Source organism: Streptomyces sp. NPDC002643 (assembly GCF_053592555.1).
Map to the genome: position 1 here is coordinate 23,328 of NZ_JBSFVY010000058.1, position 16,051 is coordinate 39,378.

A 16,051-nucleotide genomic window follows, 5' to 3' on the forward strand; every position below is an offset into this window, starting at 1 on the left:
TTCAGTCAGAGGGAGACGGAGCCCTACAGGTTGTCCCACAGATCGCACCGATGCTCACCGTGCACGGCCGTGCCGAGGGAGTTGCCGCCCGCCGCGGCGGTCCGCAGAGTGAGCACCTGGCTGCCGTCGGCCGGTACGGCGGGCTGGCCGGGTGCCCTCGGCACTCCGTCGCGGATGAAGGAGCCCCAGTAGTCGATCATCTGCCGTGACAGGACGCGCTGCTCGGCGTCGAGCGGCGTCTCCAGCCCGAAGTGTTGGAAGAGGTACTGCACCTCGTTGACATGGGTGGCGCCGAAGTCGAAGTCGGTGCCGAGAGCGCGCAGCGAGGCGAAGGGCGGTGAGGTGCGGTCGGCGAACTCGTACGCGTAGACCGGCCCGCGCCCGGCGAGGACCCGGTCCAGCCGCAGCGCGGCACAGGCGAAGCGCTGGTCGCCCAGGACGGTGCCGTACGCGATGCTCGGCGAGGCGTACTCCGCCAGGGGGTAGCGGTCCAGGGCGCGGTCGCCGAACTCGGTCCGTACGACGCCGGGGTACTGCTCGGCCGTGAGCGGGGTGCCTGCCGCGTCGAAGCGGCCGAAGGCGAACAGGCGCCCCTCGTCCTGGTTGGCGCCGTTGAGGACGGGGACGTGGGCCGCCGCCCCGTCGGCGAACGCATCGAAGGGCTGCCGGGGCAGGAAGGCTCCGCCGACGACGGGGCCCCAGTTCAGACCGGCCTGGGCGGCGAGGATCTCGGGGGCGGGCTTGGCACGCAGACAGGCCAGGTCGGCGCAGTCCAGCCGTTCCATGAAGACCTCGCCCTGGGCGAGCGCCGCCGCCCGGGTCTGCGCCCCGCAGTCGCCGTACGCCCCGCTCTGCACGATCCCGGCGCGGAACAGGCCCTTCGAGGTCGGTGAGGCCAGCTGGGTGCAGACCGAGCGGCCGCCGGCGGACTCGCCCGCGATGGTGACCCGGCCCGGGTCACCGCCGAAGCGGCCGATGTTGGACCGCACCCAGCGGAGCGCGGCCTGCTGGTCGAGCATCCCGAAGTTGCCGGAGACGCCGTCGCGCACCTCGTCGTCGAGTCCGGCGGTGGCGAGGAAGCCCATGGCGCCGAGGCGGTAGTTGACGGTCACGACGACGGTGCCGGTCTGTCGCGCGAAGGTGTCCGGTACGACGTCCTCGCCGGCGCCCGCGGTGAGGCCGCCGCCGTGCAGCCAGACCATGACGGGCCGCTGTCCGCCGCCCTTGGGAACGTAGACATTGAGGTCGAGGCAGTCCTCGGTGTGGCTGGGTTGTTCGTATCCGGGGTCCCAACTGGGCGTCTGCACACAGCGGTTGCCGAACTCCCGTGTCTCACGCACCCCTTGCCAGGGCTGGACGGGCCGGGGTTCGGTCCAGCGGAGATCGCCGACGGGCTGCCTGGCGTAGGGGATACCGAGGAACTGTCGCCCCTCGGCGGTGGTTTCGCCTCTGATCCATCCGGCGTCGGTGCGCACGACGGCGGCCGACGGGGTGGGGGTGGTGGCCTGGGCCGGGGAGGCGGGGGTCAGGAGGGCGGCGGCGAGGGCGGTGACCGCCAAGCCCTGGGGCGCCCGTGTGGTCCGTGCCGCGAGTCGTCGTAAGGGGGTGGGCATGAAGCCGTCTCTCCTTCGAGCAGGCGTCTGTGTAAACCATGTGAATGCGTGCCGGGCGGGAAACTAGGGCGAGCAGTGACTCGTGTCAATGAAGTGAACGAAAGAGAGCGGATGAGAAGGGAAAGAAAAGGGAGAAAACCAGAAACCCTCACCGCCCCTCGGGAGTGGAGAGGGGCGGTGAGGGACGGAAGCGAAGAGCGGGTCAGGAGTTGGGGCGCAGGGTCCAGACGACGGTCATCTCGCCGGTGACGGCGCCGTCGGCGCGCTGGATGGCGACGGAGACGGGGAACTCGGGGCGCTGCCCGGCGTCGAGTTCGGCGACGACCTCGGCGGCGGGGCGGCCCAGCGTCGCGGTGGCGGTGACGGCGCCCTTCGCGAGCTTCTTGTAGGTGATCTCCGCGTTGACGGCGAGCGGCACGGCGCGCGAGAGCTGGTCGCCGAAGGCCGCGAGCACGATCGCCCCGCTCGCGGACTCACCCAGGGTGAACATCGCCCCGGCGTGCGGCCCGCCGACATGGTTGTGGAACTCGCCCTGATCGGGCAGCGTCACCACGACCTTCTCCGCCGACGCCTCCTGGAACTCCAGGTTCATCGTCCGCACCATCGGCACCGTGGCGGCGAGCATCTCGCCGATCGACTTCTGCTGCTCTGCGCTCATGGCGGCGATGTTACCCACGGGTAGGAGGCTCTGGCCAGGGGTGCCGATCCGGCGGCGTACCGGCGGCGCACCCACGGCGCACTTCACGATCTCTCCCCCTGACCGGTACATGCCTGACAGGGCTCGGTGACCGAACCGTGGCACAGAACTCATAAAGTGGTCGACCATGTGGCCAGGACAGCAGCAGCCGCCAGGGGGCGAGCACAACCCGCAGCAGAACCCTTATCAGCAGCCGGGGTATCAGCAGCCGAATCCGTATCAGCAGCCCGGGTATCACCAGGCGCCGACCGTGCAGCAGAGCGCGTACGGGCAGCAGCCCCAGTGGGGCACGCCGGCTCCGATGGGCGCTCCGGAACCGCCGGGCGGAGGCGGCGGCAACCGGACCAGGCTCGTCGCGATCATCGCCGCCACGGCCGTCGTCGTGGCCGCCGGGGTCACCGGGTTCCTGGTCCTCGGCGGCGACAAGGAAGAACAGGCGAAGGACGGCAAGGACACCAAGGCGTCGGCGAGCGCGTCCGGCGAACCGAGCGCCTCGGCCTCGCCGAGCGGTGAGGAGCGCAGCGCGGAGGGGCCCCAGCCGACCGTGGAAGGCTGGAAGGTCGTCGTCAACCCCAAGTGGGGCACCGCCTTCGACGTCCCCGCCGACTGGGAGGTCGACTCCCCGACGACCATCATCGGCTTCGAGGACTCCGAGGGCGAGCCCGGCGACGCGCCGCTCATCACCATGTCGGCACCGGCGTACTACAAGTCCAAGTGGTGCACCTCCGACGACGACAAGGACGGCCGCGAGGACGACACGCATCTGGCCGCGACCGGCACCAAGGGCGCGAGCGGCGCCAAGAACACCGAGGAGGTCGCCCTCAACCAGGTGCCCTGGTACGTGTACGGCGGCTACACCCAGCCCGACCGCAAGAGCATCACCGTCGACAAGGAGGCGAAGGACTACACGACCGCCTCGGGAGTGGAGGGCAGTGTGGCCTGGGCCCGCTCCAAGAACACTCCCCAGAAGGGGAAGTGCGACAGCGACGGCAAGGCGGTCACCTTCGGCTTCAAGAACTCCAAGGGCGACTATGTGGCCTGGAGCCTCTACGGCGCCACCGGGGTGAACGACGAGGTCCCCGACGAGACGATCGAGAAGATCCTCAGCACGGTACGGCTGTACGGCACACCGACGGGCGGCTGACGAAGGGGTCGACGGGGTGGGGTCCGGGCTCGGGCGGTCGCCGGGGCCCGGCGGCTGACGAGGGTCGGCGAGGTGGGGCTCGGGCCAATGCCGGGTCTCCCGCGGCTGACGGAGGGTCGGCTTCGGGGCGGGCGGTGTCAAAAGTCGTCCGTCCCGGTCGCTTTCGAGCCGTTCGTCCCGAGTGCAAAGCCGCTTCGTGGACGCCCGTGGCACCCCGCCCCTCGGCGCCTCTATCGTTACGAGCCATGTGGCCAGGACAGCAGCAGCCGCCCGGGGGCGAGCAGAACCCGCAGCAGCCGAATCCGTATCAGCAGCCGGGGTACGGCCAGTCGGGATACCAGCAGCAGTACCCGACGCCCAACCCCTATCAACAGCCCGGTTACCAGTCGACGGGTCAGCAGCCGGGGTACGGGCAGCAGCCCCAGTGGGGCACGCCGGCTCCGATGGGCGCTCCGGAACCGCCGGGCGGAGGCGGCGGCAACCGGACCAGGCTCGTCGCGATCATCGCCGCCACGGCCGTCGTCGTGGCGGCCGGCGTCACCGGGTTCCTGGTCCTCGGCGGCGACAAGGAAGAACAGGCGGGCGGCGACGACAAGCCGTCGCCGTCGGTCTCCTCGTCCCCGAGCGCTTCCCCGTCCGAGGACAACCCGCGCGGCGAGGACGCCGGGGCGCAGCCGACCATCGACGGCTGGAAGGTCGTCGTCAACCCCAAGTGGGGCACGGCGTTCGACGTGCCCGCGGACTGGGAGGTCGACTCGCCCGATACGTTCATCGGCTTCGAGGACAGCGAGAAGGGCGACGGCTCGGTCCTCATCGGGATGTCGGCGCCGGCGCACTACAAGGCGAAGTGGTGCACCTCCGACGACGACAAGGACGGGAACACCTCGGACAAGTCTCTCGCGGCGGTGGGCACCAAGGGGCAGCAGGGCGCCAAGGACACCGCCGACATCGCCCGCAACGACTCCGCGTGGTGGGTCTTCGGCGGGTACACCGACCAGAAGGATGCCTCCAAGAAGCTGATGAAGGTCGGCGAGCCCGAGTCGTACACGACGACGTCCGGTGTCGAGGGCAGTGTCGCCACGACCTACTCGACCGGTGTCGCCAAGAACGGCAAGCAGGGCAAGTGCGACACCGACGGCAAGGCCACCACGTTCGCCTTCAAGAACTCCAAGGACGACTTCGTCTCCTGGACCTTCCACGGCGCCACGGGCGTCAAGGAAGAGGTCCCTGACGAGACGGTGAAGAAGATCCTGAGCACGGTACGGCTGTACGGGACGCCTACGGGGGGCTGAGCGGCGGCGAGGGGTGCCGGGGCGGCGATGACGGCGCTCCGGAGCGGGTGCGCGCCGCGTCGGGCGCCGGGGCGTGTCGGCGTCCGGCGACGGTGCGCTTCGGCCCGGCGGCTGGTCGGCGTCGGCGCCCTGCCTGGGCGCGCCGGTCCCGGCCTGGGCACGCCGGTCCAGGCGGGGCGCGTCGCTCCCGGGCGGGGGCAGCGGGGACGACGGTAACGACCCCGGCCGGGCGTCAGCCCCTGGGTGGTAGCCCCCGGGCGGCGGGGGCGGGGGCGGCGATGACGGGCGGGGCGTGTGAAACGCGCTGCGTTCCGTTCGGGCCTCTTCTCGTGGCCTGAACCGGGTGTGGTCTGCGCGGAAACCGTTTGGCAGGGGCGGGCGGGGCGGCGATAGTCGGCGGGTGACCTCTCCCTCCGATCCCTCGGTCTTCCGTCGCCGTCCCGCCTGGGCGGGCCGCAACTACACCCTGCTGACGACGGCCGCCGTCATCACCAACCTGGGCAGCCACGGCGCCCTGATCGCGGCGGCGTTCGCGGTCCTGGAGTCGGGCGGCGACGGCGGGGACGTCGGACTGGTCGCGGCGGCGCGGACGTTGCCGCTGGTGCTGTTCCTGCTGATCGGCGGCGCGGTCGCGGACCGCCTGCCCCGCCACCGGGTGATGGTCGCGGCGAACACCCTCAACTGTCTCTCCCAGGCGGTCTTCGCGGCACTCGTGCTGACCGGCGAGGCGCGACTGTGGCAGATGATGCTGCTGTCCGCGCTCGGCGGCACCGGGCAGGCGTTCTTCAACCCGGCCGCCGAGGGCATGCTGCTGTCCTCGGTCGACGCCGAACAGGCGGGCCGGGCCTTCGCGTTGTTCCGCTTCGCCTCGCAGGGCGCGACCATGGGCGGCGCCGCGCTCGGCGGTGTGCTGGTCGCGCTGATCGGCCCCGGCTGGGTACTCGCGGTGGACGCGGTGGCGTTCGCGGCGGCCGGCGCCCTGCGCGCCTTCCTCGACGTGAGCCATGTACCGGACCGCGCACAGGGCCACGGCATGCTGGCCGATCTCCGGGACGGCTGGCGGGAGTTCACCGGCCGGACCTGGCTGTGGGCGATCGTCGTGCAGTTCTCCCTGATCAACGCGGTGATCGTGGCCGCCGACGCGGTCTACGGCCCCCAGGTCGCCCGCGACAGCCTCGGCGGCGCGGGCCCCTGGGGGCTGGCACTCGCCCTGTACGGGGCCGGTAACGCCGTGGGCGCTCTGCTCATGACCCGTTGGCGGCCGCGCCGGTTCCTCCTCGTCGGCGTGCTCTGCGTCTTCCCGTTCGCGCTGCCGTCGGCCGCGCTCGCCGTGCCGACGCCGATCGCCGTGCTGTGCGTGGCGATGTTCGTCAGCGGGGTGTCGATCGAGGTGTTCGGCGTCTCCTGGATGACCGCGCTGCACCAAGAGATCCCGGAGGAGAAGCTGTCCCGCGTCTCGGCGTACGACTGGTTCGGCTCGGTGTCGATGGTGCCGCTCGCGACCGCGCTGGCGGGCCCGGCGGAGAGCGCCCTCGGGCGCTCGACGGCACTGTGGGGCTGCGCCGCGCTGTGCACGGCGGCCACGGCGGCGGTCCTGTGCGTACGCGACGTACGCACCCTGACCCGACACCCGCACAAGAGCAACCCAATCGCCTCCGCGAAGCCGGAAGCCCTAGGGCCACCGACCTCCCAGGCGAAGCCGGAAGCCCTCGCGGCGCCAGCCCTCCAGGCTGAACCGGAAGCCCATGGGCCACCGACCTCCCAGGCGAAGCCGGAAGCCCTTGCGACACCGGCTCCCCAGGCGAAGCCGGAAGCCCTCGCAGCACCGGCCCCCCAGGCGACGCCGGCCGCCGAGCCGGGTTCGCTCGGGGGCGGCGTGGCATAGGCCGGTCGGGCCGTTCCCGGACCGGCCGTTCTGGGAGCAGCCGTATCCGGACCGGCTGTTCCCGGACCGGCCGTTCCGGGTTCGGCCGGTCCGGGTTCGGCCGTTCCTGGTCGGGCAGCCGTTCCTGGTCGCACTGTTCCCGGGCCTGCCGTTCCCGGTTCAGCCAATGCCGGTGAGGTAGTTCCCGGTTCAGCCAATGCCGGTGAGGCCGTTCCCGATCCGGCCGACGTCGGTTGGGGCGATCCCCGTGCGTCTGAGCCGCGTCGGACCAATGCCGGTTCAACCAACGCCGGTACAGCGATCGGCCGGTCCGGCCGAGGCCGGCTAGACCGACCCCGGTGCATCCGACCCCGCGTCGGACCAATGCCGGTTCAACCAACGCCGGTACAGCGATCGGCCGGTCCGGCCGAGGCCGGTTAGACCGAACCCGGTGCATCCGAGCCCGGTACATCCGACCCCGGGTCGGACCGGTGCCGGTTCAGCCGATGGCCGGTCCGGCCGACGTCGGCTCAGTCGATGCTGAACGCCCCGTCGGGTGGCTCGGGTGACGGTACGGCGGCCTCCTCGCGCACCGGTACGGCGTCGCCGATGAACTTCCGTAGGTCCGGCCCGTGTTCGACCCGCGCCGGGAAGGCGTCGGCGGCGGTGCGTCGGACGAGGGCGGCGACGTCGAACGGCTTATGGGAGGCGAGGAGTACGGCGTTGCCGAACCGTCGGCCGCGCAGCACCCCCGGTTCGGCGATCAGCACCAGCTCCTCGAACACCGCCGCGAACGTGGCCAGTTGGGAGCGCAGAAAGGCGAAGGGCGCGGCGTCGGCGAGGTTCGCGAGGTAGACCCCGTCCGCCCGGAGCACCCGCTCGGCGGCACGCGCGTACCCCAGCGTCGTCAGATGCGCGGGCACCCGCGAGCCGCCGAAGACATCGGCGACGAGTACGCCGGCCGAGTCGTCGGGGGCGGCTTCGAGCCATTCGCGGGCGTCGGCCCCGTGGAGAGCGATCTCGGCGCCGCCCGGCAGGGGCAGATACTCGGCGACGAGGTCCAGCAACGCCACGTCGTACTCGACGACGACCTGCCGCGACCCGGGCCGGGTGGCGGCCACATACCGGGGCAGCGTGAGCGCGCCCCCACCGAGGTGCAGCACATCGAGTGCCCGCCCCGGCTCCGCCACCGTGTCCAGCACATGCCCGAGCCGCCGCGCGTACTCGAACTCCAGATGCGTCGGCGCGTCCAGATCGACATACGACTGCGGCGCCCCGTCGACAGTCAGCAGCCAGGCCCGTTCCCGGTCGACATCGGGCATGAGCTTGGCGTTGCCACCGTCGACGGCACGGGACACGGGTATGGCTTCGTTCACGGCATCCATTGTGCCGGGCGGCTCACCCGCCCATGGCCCTTCGCAGCGCCCCGGCTGTCTGCCGCCGGTCCACTGCAGCGCCCTGAAAGGGGCGCGGGGAACTGCGCGACCGGCCACGAACCGGCCCGCAGTCCCCCACCACCAGCAACCCACCTATTGAACGGCCGTAACGGTCCCCGCCCCCACGGTCCGACCGCCTTCACGAATCGCGAACCCGAGTCCCGGCTCCAACGGAACCTCCCTCCCCAGCTCCACGCTCATCGTGACCCGGTCACCGGGCCGGGCGACGGCGATCTCCCCGAGGTCGACGTCCCCCACCACATCCGCGGTACGGATGTAGAACTGCGGCCGATACCCGGTGGACACCGGAGTCGTACGGCCGCCCTCACGAGCCGACAGCACATACACCTGCGCGGTGAAGTGCCGCCGGGGCACGACACTGCCGGGCGCGGCCACGACATGCCCGCGCCGCACGGTGTCCCGCGCGACGCCACGCAACAGCAGCGCCACGTTGTCCCCGGCCTGCGCCTCCGCCATCGGCTTGCCGAAGGTCTCAAGGCCGGTGACGACGGTCTCGACGTCCGCGCCGAGCACTTCGACGCGGTCGCCCACATGGATCGTGCCCCTCTCGACGGCACCGGTGACGACGGTCCCCCGCCCGGTGATGGTGAGAACGTTCTCGACGGACAACAGGAACGGCGCGTCCAGATACCGCTCCGGCATCGGGACGTAGGTGTCCACGGCGTCCAGCAGCGCGTCGATGGACGCCGTCCACCGCGGGTCCCCTTGGAGGGCCTTGAGCCCGGAGACCCGTACGACGGGTACGCAGTCGCCGCCGTAGCCGTGCGCGGTGAGCAGTTCGCGCACCTCCAGCTCGACGAGGTCGGTCAGCTCCTCGTCGCCGGCGTCGGCCTTGTTGAGGGCGACGACGATGTGGTCGACGCCGACCTGCCGGGCGAGCAGGACGTGCTCGGCAGTCTGCGGCATGATCCCGTCGAGCGCGGAGACGACGAGGATCGCCCCGTCGAGTTGCGCGGCCCCGGTCACCATGTTCTTGACGTAGTCGGCGTGGCCGGGCATGTCGACGTGCGCGTAGTGCCGGGTGTCGGTCTCGTACTCGACGTGCGCGATGTTGATGGTGATACCGCGCGCCGCCTCCTCCGGAGCGCGGTCGATACGGTCGAACGGCACGAACGTGCCGGTGCCGCGCTCGGCGAGGACCTTGGTGATGGCGGCGGTCAGGGTGGTCTTGCCGTGGTCGACATGGCCCATCGTGCCGATGTTGAGATGCGGTTTCGTGCGGACGTAAGCCGTCTTGGACATGGCGGTACCTCGAAGCCTCTTCGGCGCCTCTTCGGCGATGCTGAGTGATGGCCCCGGCGGCGTGGAAAGGCGGCCGGGACGGGGACCCCAAGGTCGTGCCGACCCTCCCCCTGCGGGGTCCGCCGGAATCTCCGGGAAGGGTCAGCTTCGGGCGCCGTCTGCGGCGGCCACGACGATCAGAAGGGCAGCCTTCGGGGCATCCGCGACGATCGCGGATGCGGCGAGGACGAAGGCGTGCCGGAACATGGCGTCGATCATCGTCGGCCTTCCGCCCCACGTCGAATGGTTTTTGTCACGGGCGGGTCGAGGGGTGCGGAGGGGGTGCCGGAGGACCTATGGGTTTTCCGTGGTCGTCAGCCGACAGCGGTCAGCGGTCAGCAGGCAGCGGTCGCGAGGAGAGAAGCTTCACAGGGCAGGGTGCGGGTGAACGGTGGCCCGGTGGCGTCCGTGTTCCGGAACACGCAGGCGGCACGGTGTGCGGGGCCCTTCGGGAACCCGTGGTGTCACCGGGTCCGACCCGGATGTTCCGCATGCTGTGACAACGGTGAGACGTCCCGTACGGCGTCCACACACATCCGTCGGTTACGGTCGACGAATGCTCGATGCCACCACCCGCTCTGGGGGCACCGCCACGACTCTTCCCCGGGCCGCCGCCACGGAGCTCGCCGTCGCGACGCCCACCGCCGCACCCGACGCCGCCCCGGCCGTCCCCCCGGGGCGCACCGCCCGCTGGGGCAGGGTGCTGCTCTCGCCGTGGGCGCGGTTCTCCCTGCTTGTCGCACTGCTGCTGAGCGCGGCGACAACCGTTCTCCTCTTCGAGCCTCAGCGGCTGCTGGCCAACGGCTGGCCGCCCCAGGTGAACGGCGCGGCGGCGGTCGTGATGTACGCGGTGGCGTACGGGCTGTGCACGGTGGCTTTCGTGCCCCGGCCGATCCTCAACCTCGCGGCGGGAGCCCTCTTCGGCTCGCAGCTCGGCCTCGGCGCGGCGCTCGCGGGGACCGGCCTCGGGGCCGCCCTCGCCTTCGGCCTGGGCCGGCTCCTCGGCCAGGACGCCCTGCGCCCGCTTCTGCGCCACCGCTGGCTGAAGCTGGCGGACGGTCAGCTGAGCCGCCACGGTTTCCGCTCGATCCTGGCGTCCCGGCTGTTCCCCGGAGTCCCGTTCTGGGCGGCCAACTACTGCGCCGCGGTCTCCCGCATGAACTGGCTCCCCTTCCTCCTGGCCACGGTCCTCGGCTCCATCCCCAACACAGCCGCCTACGCGGTAGCAGGCGCCCGAGCCTCCACCCCGACTTCCCCCCTCTTCCTGATCGCCATGGCCAGCATCGCGATCCCGGCCCTGATAGGCGCAGTAGTGGCCTGGCGCAAACGCCACCACTTGCGAGCGAAGCCGTCGTAGCTGCGGGTCACCGTTCCGCTGCAGCTGCGGGCAATAGAGAGCGGCACCCTGTAAGCGCCGGCAAGCGCAACCCAGCCCCGCCCAGCCCCGGCCACCGAGCGCCGCACACCCCCGCCCCCCCGCCCTCAAACGGCCTCCACCACCATCGCGTTGGCCAACCCACCCGCCTCGCACATGGTCTGCAACCCATACCTGACCCTTCGCGCCCGCAGGGCATGAACCAGAGTCGTGGTCAGCCGAGTACCGCTCGCCCCCAGCGGATGCCCCAGTGCGATCGCACCCCCGTGCACATTGACCTTGCCCAGATCGGCCCCCGTCTCCTGCTGCCAGGCCAGCACCACACTCGCAAACGCCTCATTGACCTCGAACACATCGATGTCGTCGATCGTCAACCCGGCCCGCCGAAGCACCTTCTCGGTGGCCGGTACGACCCCGGTGAGCATCAACACCGGATCGGACCCGACGACGGCGAAGTCGCGCAGCCGAGCGAGCGGCCGCAGCCCCAGCCGTTCGGCGGCCTCGGCGGAGGCGATGAGCACGGCGGAGGCGCCGTCGTTGACAGGGCTGGCGTTCCCCGCGGTCACGTTCCACTCGATCTGGGGGAACCGCTCGGCGAACCCGGGATCGTGGTACGCGGGCCTGAGCCCGGCGAGGACCTCGACCGTACTCCCCGGCCGTACGGACTCGTCCCGGCCCACCCCGTCCAGGGGCACCACCTCGGCGTCGAAGAGCCCGGCATCCCAGGCCGCGGCGGCCTTGCGATGGGAGTCCACGGCGAAGGCGTCCATCCGCTCGCGCGTGAGCGACCACTTGGCGGCGATCAGCTCGGCGCTGATGCCCTGCGGGACAAGCCCCTCGGGGTAGCGGGCCGCGACTCCGGGCCCGAACGGGTCCTTGCCCGCCGGCACGTTGGACCACATCGGCACCCGGCTCATCGACTCCACACCACAGGCGACCACCAGGTCGTACGCGCCCGCCATCACACCCTGCGCGGCGAAGTGCACGGCCTGCTGGGAGGAGCCGCACTGGCGGTCGACCGTGGTCGCGGGCACCGACTCGGGGAAGCCCGCCGAGAGGACGGCGTAGCGGGTGGTGTTCATGGCCTGCTCGCCGACCTGGTCGACGGTTCCGCCGATGACGTCGTCGACGAGCGCCGGGTCCACTCCCGCCCGGTCGACGAGGGCGCGCAGGGTGTGGGCGAGGAGTTCGACGGGGTGGACATGGGCGAGGGCGCCGTTCGGCCTGCCCTTGCCCATGGGAGTGCGTACGGCTTCGACGATCACGGCGTCACGCATGGAAGGAACCTCCACGACTACCCGTCACGACCACCGGCGAGGGAATGCCAGTGAGGAAATACCAGTGAGTAGGAAATCCAAACTCACCATAGCCCGGCGAGTTGGAAAATCAAACCCACCCCGCCCGCTCCCCTAGACTGGGCCGTATGCCCGCCTCCGGAGATCCGCGCCCATGTTCCATCGCCGACACCCTCGCGATCGTCGGCGAGAAGTACTCCCTGCTGGTCCTGCGCGAGGTCTGCCTCGGCAACGGCCGCTTCGACCAACTGGTCCGCAACATCGGCGCCCCACGCGACGTCCTGGCCACGCGCCTACGCCGCCTCGTGGAGGCGGGCATCCTGAGCAAGCACGCCTACAGCGAACGCCCCCAGCGCTTCGAGTACCGCCCGACCCGGGCGGGCCTGGAGCTGGAACCGGTCCTGATGACCCTCATGGCCTGGGGCGACCGCCATCTCCGAAAAGACGACGACCGCCCCATGGTGATCGAACACATCTGCGGCAATGAACTGATCCCGAGGATCACCTGCACGACTTGCGGAGGCGAGGTCCACCACGAGGACCTGATGGCCCACCCGCAGGCCCCGGGATGGTCGGTAACGGGGCCGACGGCGCAATAGCGCGAGGGCTCGCACCCACGCCGCTCAGGGGCGCGGGGGCTGCATTTGATTTGCGGCTCCGCCGCGCGGCGCGAACAACCACGAAGAACCCGCAGCCGCCCCTCCACACTCCGCCCCGGGCTACTAGGCGCCCACCTCACTCCCCTTTGTAGACATCCAGTCGCCCACACATCCCAAACTTCCCACGTTCCACAGGCCGTTCGGCCCGTACGACGGCCTCGGCGAGGTGGGACACATCCCCCCGCTCCAGCCGGTCCAGCTGCTCCCCGGTCACGGCGGCAGCCGCCCGCGCCCCCCGTTCCCACCGCTCACGCCACTCCCCGAGCCGCGGCCGTACGAGCGCGGCGGCGGCCCGGTGGAAGGCGGCCAGCGGCTCGGGGCCGGTGGCGTCGCGGAGCGCCCGGTAGCCCTCCAGGGCGAGATCCCGCCGGGCCCGGGCGACCCGCTCCCGCTCCTCCTCCGGGGCGTCCGGCGGGATACGGGTGGCGGCGGCGTATGTCTCCGGGTCGGTGAGGTACGCCGGCGGCAGCGTGAGGACCGCGTCGCCGGCCTCCGGGAGCCCGCTGTTCTGCATGAGGACGGTGATGCGCAGGTCGTCCTCGTTGACGAGGCGGTGGATGGTGCCCGGCGTGAACCAGGCGACCGTCCCCGGCGACAGCGGCGTGACCTCGTACCCGGATGTCGTCAGCGTCTGGACGGCGCCCCGCCCGCCGGTGACGACGTACGCCTCCGAACAGGTCAGATGCATATGGGGAGTTCCGCCGCACACCCCGTCCGAGGCGGGCCAGTCGTACACGGACAGGTGCGAGACGGCGACCCCGCCGGGCAGCCCCTCGAAGGCACCGTCAGCACCGTGGGCACCGCTCACGTTCACCACGGGTGCGCCTCCAGGTACTTGGCGATCTCCTCCCGCTCCCAGGCGCCGTCCGCCACGACGACGCGGTAGCGGCGGGTGAGGGTGTCGCCGGGGGCCAGTTCCAGTTCCTCGTGGAAGGCCCAGGAGGGGGCGACGGCGGCGAACGGCTCGTTGCGGACGAACCAGTGCGCGGGGTGGGTGCCGTCGGCGCCGGTGTGGTCGTTCTCGGGCGCGTGGGCGAAGACGAGCGTGGCGTGGCCGTCGCTGCCGTCGTGCTCGCCCGAGTAGGCCAGCCAGGGCGCCTGCCTGCCCATCAGCTCCGGCCCCTCGGAGTCGGGCCCGATGATCCGCCCGTCCCGGAAGGCGCGCGGGCCGCGCCAGAACAGGCCGGTGTAGCCGGCCATCTCGCGCCCTGCGGTGGTCGGGCTGCCGAAGAGGAGCGGTTCCTCACGGCGGTTGGTGATGGCGCTCGTCCAGGTCAGCGCCCACGAACCGGACTCCGTGTCCACGTCGTGGACCTCGATCCGGCGCTCCTCGTCGGCCCACAGCTCCCCGGTGTAGGGGTGCCAGGTGAGCCGTTCGGCGATCACGACCCGCTCACCGTCCGAGACGACCTCGTCGAAGCCGACGTGCGCCATCGAGCCGACCCGCTCCGGGATGGCGAGATAGCCCTCGCCATGGACGTACGAGTTGCCGCCCCACAGGTTCTGCCCCGAGAGGTGTGAGGCGGTCAGCTGCAGACCCTTGTGCCAGCGGTGGTCGTTGGGCCGGAAGTCGGTGACGACGTCGCCGGCGAGGGTGCGGATCGGGTGCAGATAGGGCTTCGGCGCCTCCCAGGCGGCCTCCGGCCGGTACACGTAGGAGAACAGCTCGACACCCGTGCCGGGTTCGGTGACCGTGATCCGGTCGCCGTGGGCGTGGACGACACGCAGCCCGTCGTGGAAGGTCATGCGGGGATCTCCTCACTCGTGGCGGGCATCTGGGCGGCGACGGGCGCCCAGCCGGGGGCGCCGCCGTGCATGGCCGTGTAGTACGGGTCGCCGGGGCCGATCTCCCCGCGCCGTACGGTTGTGTCGGTGAACGCCGACTTGTAGAGGGCGGCGATCAGCTCCAGGCTCGTACGCCCGTCCGCTCCGCTGCTGCGGGGGCGCTCGCCCGCGCGCATGCTCGCCACCAGCTCGCGCAGCTGGGCGAGGTGGGAGCTGGGCACGTCCTCGCCGAAGTCGCGCCAGGCCGCCAGGTCCTCGTCCGGGGTGCCGGGGGCCGGGGTGATGGTCCAGTTGTCGTTGGAGTGGCCGTACAGATGGGTCAGTTCGACGGTGGCGCGCTCGCAGTCGATCCGGATACGGCTGACCTCGTCGGGGCTGAGGACGCTGTTGACGACGGTGGCCAGGGCGCCGTTCTCGAAGCGGACGAGGGCGGTGGACACATCCTCGGTCTCCACATCGTGGACGAGGCGGCCGACCATGGCCCGTACCTCGCTCCAGGGGCCGAGCAGGTCGAGGAGGAGGTCCATCTGGTGGATGCCGTGTCCCATGGCGGGGCCGCCGCCCTCGGTGGCCCAGCGTCCGCGCCAGGGGACGGCATAGTAGGCGGTGTCCCGGTACCAGGTGGTCTGGCAGTGCGCCACGAGCGGGCGTCCGAGACTCCGGTCGGCGAGCAGCCGGCGGACATGCGTCGAGGCCGAGCCGAAGCGGTGCTGGAAGACGATCGAGGCGTACGGGCCGCCGGTCTCGGTGCCCTCCTCCGCCTCCACGGCGTCGAAGTCGGCGAGCGTGGGCACCGGCGGCTTCTCGCACCACACCCACGCTCCGGCCCTCAGCGCGGCGATCGTCTGGTCGCGGTGGAGGGTGGGCGGGGTGCAGATGCTGACGAGGTCGGGGCGCTGCTCGGCCAGCATGCGGTCCAGATCGGTGTAGCCGTGCGGGATGCCGTGCTCGTCACAGAACCGCTTGACCGCTTCGGCATCGATGTCAACGGCGGCGACGACCTCGGTCTCCCCCTCCTCGGCCAGCCGCGCGAGCGCCGGCAGATGCGAGCCTCCGCCGATGGCGCCGATGCCGACGATCGCGGCGCGGATACGGCGACCGGTCAGAGGGGTTGACGAAGCAGCAGGGGGTGCGGCGGAATTCGGTAGGTGGTCCGGAGTCGGGCTCGGGTCGTTGCTGGCTGTGGGCATGGACGTGATCAGCACTCCATCGAACGTGACATCGGACGTTGGCCAACGCCTGGTGGCAAGAAGCTCCGGCAGAACGGCGACCCCTCACAACGGCAAGCGCTTTCCCTCGCCAGCAACGTATGTGCGGACATAGTGACGGGTCAACACCACGGATTCGGCCGTTCCACCACTTGGGACGGGGTGGCGGCGCGTGCGACGCGAGGTGGCGGTCTGCCGTACGAGGTGGTGGTGCGTGCGGTACGGGATGGCGGGCCCGGCCGCACCTGCTTGCCGGTGGTGGCGGGACGGCGTCCCGCCCTTGGCTCGCCCATTACCTTCCTTGTAGAGCCCGGTTGGGGCTCGTGGCCTTCGGGGCCGGTATGGCTCGTTGCCCCTGTCCTTGATGATCCGGGGGGTGCT

The 16,051-nt window shown here is 71.3% G+C and carries 13 protein-coding genes; 5 read left to right on the forward strand and 8 right to left on the reverse strand.

Going from position 1 to position 16,051, the window contains the following annotated elements; genetic code table 11:
* Nucleotides 1-23: 23 nt before the first annotated feature.
* Together ACWD4G_RS43845 and ACWD4G_RS43850 are read right to left on the reverse strand one after the other, a co-directional pair.
* Complete coding sequence (locus ACWD4G_RS43845; protein ID WP_451304020.1) at nt 24-1,613, reverse strand: carboxylesterase/lipase family protein; 1,590 nt, start codon at nt 1,611-1,613, stop codon at nt 24-26.
* 202 nt (nt 1,614-1,815) lie between these two features.
* Nucleotides 1,816-2,271, reverse strand: a complete 456-nt coding sequence (locus tag ACWD4G_RS43850; RefSeq protein ID WP_451304022.1) for a DUF4442 domain-containing protein — start codon at nt 2,269-2,271, stop codon at nt 1,816-1,818.
* Nucleotides 2,272-2,437: 166 nt separating this feature from the next.
* On the opposite strand from ACWD4G_RS43850, the gene ACWD4G_RS43855 reads away from it, so the two are divergent.
* The 3 genes from ACWD4G_RS43855 to ACWD4G_RS43865 all read left to right on the forward strand — a co-directional run bounded on the left by ACWD4G_RS43855 (nt 2,438) and on the right by ACWD4G_RS43865 (nt 6,631).
* Nucleotides 2,438-3,454 (forward strand): hypothetical protein, encoded by a 1,017-nt coding sequence (locus ACWD4G_RS43855; protein WP_451304024.1) that lies wholly within the window; start codon nt 2,438-2,440, stop codon nt 3,452-3,454.
* 245 nt (nt 3,455-3,699) lie between these two features.
* Nucleotides 3,700-4,746: a hypothetical protein gene (locus ACWD4G_RS43860; RefSeq protein ID WP_451304026.1), complete on the forward strand. Its 1,047-nt coding sequence runs from the start codon at nt 3,700-3,702 to the stop codon at nt 4,744-4,746.
* 400 nt (nt 4,747-5,146) lie between these two features.
* A complete protein-coding gene (locus tag ACWD4G_RS43865; RefSeq protein ID WP_451304028.1) occupies nt 5,147-6,631 on the forward strand; it encodes an MFS transporter in 1,485 nt (494 codons plus the stop codon).
* Between the two features lie 509 nt (nt 6,632-7,140).
* Here the strand turns inward: ACWD4G_RS43865 and ACWD4G_RS43870 are convergent.
* Both ACWD4G_RS43870 and tuf read right to left on the reverse strand, forming a co-directional pair.
* Nucleotides 7,141-7,986 (reverse strand): spermidine synthase, encoded by an 846-nt coding sequence (locus ACWD4G_RS43870; RefSeq protein WP_451304030.1) that lies wholly within the window; start codon nt 7,984-7,986, stop codon nt 7,141-7,143.
* A 153-nt stretch (nt 7,987-8,139) separates the two neighbouring features.
* A complete protein-coding gene (gene tuf, locus ACWD4G_RS43875; RefSeq protein WP_451304032.1) occupies nt 8,140-9,309 on the reverse strand; it encodes an elongation factor Tu in 1,170 nt (389 codons plus the stop codon).
* A gap of 595 nt (nt 9,310-9,904) precedes the next feature.
* Here tuf and ACWD4G_RS43880 point away from each other — a divergent pair.
* Nucleotides 9,905-10,705, forward strand: a complete 801-nt coding sequence (locus ACWD4G_RS43880) for a TVP38/TMEM64 family protein (RefSeq protein WP_451304034.1) — start codon at nt 9,905-9,907, stop codon at nt 10,703-10,705.
* Nucleotides 10,706-10,830: 125 nt separating this feature from the next.
* Here the strand turns inward: ACWD4G_RS43880 and ACWD4G_RS43885 are convergent, their stop codons facing one another.
* Nucleotides 10,831-12,000 carry a thiolase family protein gene (locus ACWD4G_RS43885; protein ID WP_451304036.1) on the reverse strand — a complete coding sequence of 390 codons (1,170 nt, stop codon included), beginning with the start codon at nt 11,998-12,000 and terminating at the stop codon, nt 10,831-10,833.
* A gap of 146 nt (nt 12,001-12,146) precedes the next feature.
* Between ACWD4G_RS43885 and ACWD4G_RS43890 the strand changes: the two genes are divergently transcribed.
* Complete coding sequence (locus ACWD4G_RS43890; RefSeq protein WP_451304038.1) at nt 12,147-12,617, forward strand: winged helix-turn-helix transcriptional regulator; 471 nt, start codon at nt 12,147-12,149, stop codon at nt 12,615-12,617.
* 136 nt (nt 12,618-12,753) lie between these two features.
* Here ACWD4G_RS43890 and ACWD4G_RS43895 read toward each other — a convergent pair whose 3' ends face one another.
* From ACWD4G_RS43895 to ACWD4G_RS43905, 3 genes are read right to left on the reverse strand one after another with little or no spacing between them, the layout of a single operon-like run.
* The gene (locus tag ACWD4G_RS43895) at nt 12,754-13,494 is read right to left on the reverse strand and encodes a cupin domain-containing protein (RefSeq protein ID WP_451304040.1); all 741 of its coding nucleotides are present in this window, start codon (nt 13,492-13,494) and stop codon (nt 12,754-12,756) included.
* Nucleotides 13,488-14,423: a DUF6807 domain-containing protein gene (locus ACWD4G_RS43900; protein ID WP_451304042.1), complete on the reverse strand. Its 936-nt coding sequence runs from the start codon at nt 14,421-14,423 to the stop codon at nt 13,488-13,490. The genes ACWD4G_RS43895 and ACWD4G_RS43900 overlap by 7 nt, the downstream gene beginning before the upstream one ends.
* Nucleotides 14,420-15,652 carry a Gfo/Idh/MocA family protein gene (locus ACWD4G_RS43905; protein ID WP_451304044.1) on the reverse strand — a complete coding sequence of 411 codons (1,233 nt, stop codon included), beginning with the start codon at nt 15,650-15,652 and terminating at the stop codon, nt 14,420-14,422. The genes ACWD4G_RS43900 and ACWD4G_RS43905 overlap by 4 nt, the downstream gene beginning before the upstream one ends.
* Between the last annotated feature and the right edge of the window lie 399 nt (nt 15,653-16,051).